The following is a 4,773-nucleotide window of genomic DNA, read 5'->3' as shown; positions in this document are numbered from 1 at the left end:
GTCAGCGTTAGCGACACAGGAGCGTCGCGTCATTACGAATTACGAATTATTTAATCCTCAATTCCCGGTTCTCTGTGGGCTGAGCGAAGTCGTACCCTACGGGATCTTGCTACGCGGAGCGTCTCCGACAGCAGAAGCCCAATTCCCCACTCATCAATCATCTCTCGTCGCGCTCTTTTTGCCTCTACCAGGAGTCAAACCGCGTCTTCCTGGCATCTGAGAAAGCCGCAAAAAGCGACGTAGGTATTGCAATTCTTCGGTATCTCCCAACAATTCCAGCTGTTCTAAAGCTTCTTTGAAGGTGAAATCCGAGCGATAAAGCAGGCGGAAGGCTTTTTTGAGGATTTGTAAATCTGCTGCATCCATCCCAGCACGTTTGAGTCCTACAAGGTTCAGAGTTCGGACTCGCGCTGGGTGTCCTTCCACTAGCATGTAAGGCGGCACATCTCGCTCAATGCGTGCCATGCCTCCTACCATCGCATGTCTACCGATATGCACAAATTGATGAACGCCTAAAACTCCACCAAGTCTGGCGCGTGACTCAATGTAGACATGACCTGCTAATGCTACGGAGTTGGGAATCACCACATGGTCTTCAATCACACAATTGTGAGCAACATGTACATAAGCCATCAGCAGATTATTGTCACCAATTACCGTAGCTTCACCGGCACCGGTAGCGCGGTTGATGGTAACATATTCCCGAATGAGATTGTTATCACCAATTTTTACCCAGGTTGGTTCTCCCATAAATTTGAGATCCTGGGGTTCCATGCCAATCGCGGCACCTGTAAAAATCTGATTTCGCGATCCAATTTCACAAGGCCCCTCTAGCACTGCATGAGCGCCAATTATAGTTTCAGGGCCAACTTTTACATTCGCTCCAATCACAGCATAGGCACCGACTTCCACTGTAGGGTGGAGTTCTGAATTAGGATGAACTACAGCAGTGGGATGTATAAGCGTCTTCAAGGGTAGAGTCTCCAGAACTGTCTTTAGAAGCCAGTGCCGTTATGCTTCGGTTGCCAAAGTTGAGGCGACTGGCGTTGCTGAGTGTTTAATATTTCGTTATTGAAAGTGTCAGGCCAAGCAAGTCAAGTGTGAAGGAGTCGCAAATCAAGAAACTATAAGATACTAGTGTGGCTTGTTTTTTTACTGTTTGCCTCTCTGAGGTTTCAGTTAGGACACTCCACGGCTGTGTCCACATCACCACAGTCAACTTTTAGGCAATTAGAGAGAACATTAATTCGCCTTCAGCAGCGAGTTGTCCGTCAACTTCGGCACGCGCTTGCATCTTACCGAAACGACGTTGTTTTACCCATAGCAGTTCCACGCTCATGATGAGCTGATCTCCCGGTACGACTTGACGACGGAAACGGACTTTATCGATACCAGCAAAAACAAATAGTCCGCCTTCAACATCTGACATTTGTGTCAAGACTATGCCCCCAACTTGGGCCATTGCCTCTACAATTAATACTCCTGGCATCAGCGATCGCCCCGGAAAATGCCCTTGAAATTGAGGCTCATTAAAAGTAACATTTTTAACTCCAACAGCTCTTTTTCCCGGTATATATTCGGTAATTCGATCTACAAGTAAAAATGGGTAACGATGAGGTAGCAGTTTCTGAATTTCTTCAATTGCGTAAGTTATAGTAGTCTCCTGAACAGCCTGCTGTGTGGTAGATGCAGGTGTAGTAGTCTCAGTGGAATTGGCTTCTGTAACAATTGACATTGGTGTTGTGGTTGATATTAAATCTCGAACTTGAGTGATTTAGTGCTGAAACTCCCTATCGTTTTAGATTTTAGAGCTATCTATAGTCCCAAATCTAAAATTTTCTTTGCCAGTTGAATGTGTAAATTATGGCTGGCTTTGTACGCTAGAAAATGAGCGCTGGGAAATTTGCCTAGTAAACTTAAATCTCCTACTAGATCCAAAATTTTATGACGTACTGGTTCATTTGCAAATCTTAATGGTGGATTTAGCCAACCTTCAGAACCACAAACCAGCGCATTATCCAAACTGCCACCTTTGATTAATCCCGATTGCTGTAGATATTCGATTTGATGCAGCAAGCCAAAGGTACGAGCTGGGGCAATTTCCACAGCAAAGCTGGCAACCGTCGGCGACCAACTGTGCCATTGATTACCAATAGCAGGTACGTCAAAATCGATACCGTAGCTAAAACGGGTTTCTGGTGTGGGGAGGGCACAAGCAAAGGCATCATCTTGATAAACCCATATTGGCTGTTGTATGGCTAAGGGAGCTTGGTTGTTTGAGACTGGTTGTGAAACCAAACCAACTTGAGCGATACTGTCTGCCCAAACTTTGGCCGAACCATCTAAAAGTGGCAATTCTGGGCCATCAATTTCAATGCGGGCGTTATCTACACCCATACTTGCAAGGGCTGCCAACAAATGCTCTACCGTGCGAACACAGACCTCACCTTTACCCAACTGAGTTGAGAGAACAGTTTGATTAACCGCCGCAACCTGTGCTGGAATTATTGGTAAATCTGGTAAATCTACCCGCACAAAATAGCGCCCACTCCCAGATGAAACTGGGAGTATCCGCACATGGGTATTCACACCGCTATGGAGTCCCACTCCAGTTTGGTTGATTTCCGCCGCTAAAGTGTACTGTTGCATAGGCGAAAAATAAATATATTTCAGAGAGACATCTGCATAAAAATGTAACTAATTCCTTTACCGAAATAGTATTGAGGCAAATGTAAAAATTAGCAAGTCACTGAGGGTCAATGGTCAAGAGTTAAATAATTCGTAATTCGTAATTAATCTGTTGACAAATGACCAATGACAAATGACTAACTTAAAACCTTTCGCCAATCCCAAAATTGATTCGGCTATCACCATCATCATTGATGCCGTAGTCAATGCGAATTGGCCCCAGTGGTGATTGTACGCGTACACCAAGACCATATCCGTAGCCACTGCCATCTTTATTTAGCAGTTCAGCTGCTCGTGTACTGGTTCCCAAATCAGTGCCGACATCAAAAAATACTGCGCCACTAACGACAGAGAAAACTGGGAAGCGATACTCAACAGATGCCTGCAAATATGTACGTCCAGCGCCTAAAGCTCCTTCTTCATAACCCCGGACTGAGTTGCTACCACCTAAAGTAAAGGCTTCGTAGGGAGGCAAGTCACCGAGAACGGTTCCCCCTTGCAAATTAAATGCTAATGTTTGTGGGCCTTTGGTAAGACTAATAAAGTTGACGGGCACATATTGGCTGTAGCTACCCCGCAATCTGGTGAGGAAAATGTTACCTTGTCCTACTGGTACTGACTGATCTACCCCAAAGCGGAGATAAGAACCACTGGTAGGTTGTAGAGGGTTATTACGGAGGTCGCGTTGTACACCTAGTTGCAGTAGCACTAAATCATCTTGCCCATCTCCAGAAAAGCTCAAAGGAATTGGTTCACTGATGCGGTTTTCAGTATCTTTGTCAAACACTGCTCCTTCTTTCCTCAAGTTACCATCAGCATCACGGGTGGAAACTCGTTGATACTGTAACCCGGCGGAAGCTGTCCATTCTGAGCGTTCGTAGGGATTGCGAGACAAGGGGCGGGTAAAGGTGACACCGCCACCTAGACGCAGAACACGGGGGCGATCGCCTTCTGTACCATCTGATTGAATGGTTCTAATATCGTTATCGGGGCCATCAAAAATCAAAGAGATGGAACTGCGTCGGAAAATATTCGCTGTGTAGGAAGTCCGGTATGGATCTCCAGCAATCCAAGGATCTGTAAACCGCAAGTCAAACAGCAGTTCTCGCTCTCCTACCTGTACTTCTGCCCCTAATTTTTGGTTCCTACCGTTGAGGTTTTGCTGTTGATAGCTAACGGTACCAAACAATCCACTGGCAGAACTAATACCAGCCCCAGCGGCAATTGAACCACTGCTGCGTTCAGCCACATTTACTACTACATCTACCTTACTGGGGTCATTACCAGGGTCAAGGGAGACGTTCACATCTTCAAACAATCCCAGCCCATACACCCGTTGTAGGTCTTTTTGTACTATATTGCGGTTGAATACTTGTCCTGGCTTCAATTCCAGTTCCCGCTTGATGATATAATCCTGCGTCCGCCCTCTGATTGGTTGTCCTTTTTCATCTGTCTCTTGTCCTTCCTTGTTACGGAACCGGACGCGAACATTTTCTACAACCCCTTCTGCTACCTGTAGGGTGACAACTCCATTTTCTGAAACTTTCGGTGCCCCAATCACGTTGGCTAGCACATAACCCTGGTCTTGGTAGCGCTTGGTTAATTGCTTGATGCCTTCCTGCAAATCACGCAAGTTCAGGATTCTGCCATACTGTTCTTTGAAAACTTCGTCTACTGTATTGGCTGATAGTACTGAGGGTACACCTGTTCCTGGGTTGGCTTGTATTTCTACCTTTGTCAAAGTGGGGTTGGGCTGCACAACAAAGCTAACTCTGACGCCTAATGGTGTATCTTCTGGCACTGCTTGTACATTGGAGAAGAAACCAGTGCTAAAGATAGCGTTAATATCTTCTTGTAGTTGAGAGCGGGTTGTGGTGCGTCCTGGTTGAGTACGAATAACTCTGTAAACTTGGCTTTCTAGTTCTGGTGAGATTTGCCCAGCTTGATCTCTAATAACAACTTCCGACACCAATACACGGGGTTCAGTGGCTTCGGGAGTGGGAGTTGGTTGTTGCTGATTTCCTGGAGTTGGGGAAGGTATTTGTTGATTATTTGCAGGTGGATTTCCTGGGTTTGTGGGCAATA

At 45.9% G+C, this 4,773-nt stretch carries 4 protein-coding genes; all 4 read right to left on the bottom strand.

Annotated elements, in window-relative coordinates; genetic code table 11:
• Positions 1-153: 153 nt before the first annotated feature.
• Complete coding sequence (gene lpxA / locus AC5JMF_RS17590) at positions 154-972, bottom strand: acyl-ACP--UDP-N-acetylglucosamine O-acyltransferase (RefSeq protein ID WP_495797009.1); 819 nt, start codon at positions 970-972, stop codon at positions 154-156.
• Positions 973-1,222: 250 nt separating this feature from the next.
• Positions 1,223-1,735: a 3-hydroxyacyl-ACP dehydratase FabZ gene (gene fabZ / locus AC5JMF_RS17585; RefSeq protein ID WP_495797008.1), complete on the bottom strand. Its 513-nt coding sequence runs from the start codon at positions 1,733-1,735 to the stop codon at positions 1,223-1,225.
• A gap of 80 nt (positions 1,736-1,815) precedes the next feature.
• Positions 1,816-2,649, bottom strand: coding sequence for a UDP-3-O-acyl-N-acetylglucosamine deacetylase (lpxC, locus tag AC5JMF_RS17580; RefSeq protein WP_495797007.1), 834 nt, complete (start codon positions 2,647-2,649; stop codon positions 1,816-1,818).
• A gap of 181 nt (positions 2,650-2,830) precedes the next feature.
• Positions 2,831-4,773 (bottom strand): BamA/TamA family outer membrane protein (locus tag AC5JMF_RS17575; protein ID WP_495797006.1); only part of this gene is annotated, 1,943 nt, incomplete at its 5' end.

The sequence above is a fragment of the Desmonostoc vinosum genome, from assembly GCF_059505385.1.
The sequence above is the reverse complement of the archived record's forward strand: the minus strand, read 5'-3'. Positions and strand labels throughout refer to the sequence as shown.

What these genes read in the sequence shown, in the direction of transcription:
- fabZ (WP_495797008.1), bottom strand. Translation starts at nt 1,735, where the DNA reads ATGTCAATTGTTACAGAAGCCAATTCCACTGAGACTACTACACCTGCA.
- lpxC (WP_495797007.1), bottom strand. Translation starts at nt 2,649, where the DNA reads ATGCAACAGTACACTTTAGCGGCGGAAATCAACCAAACTGGAGTGGGA.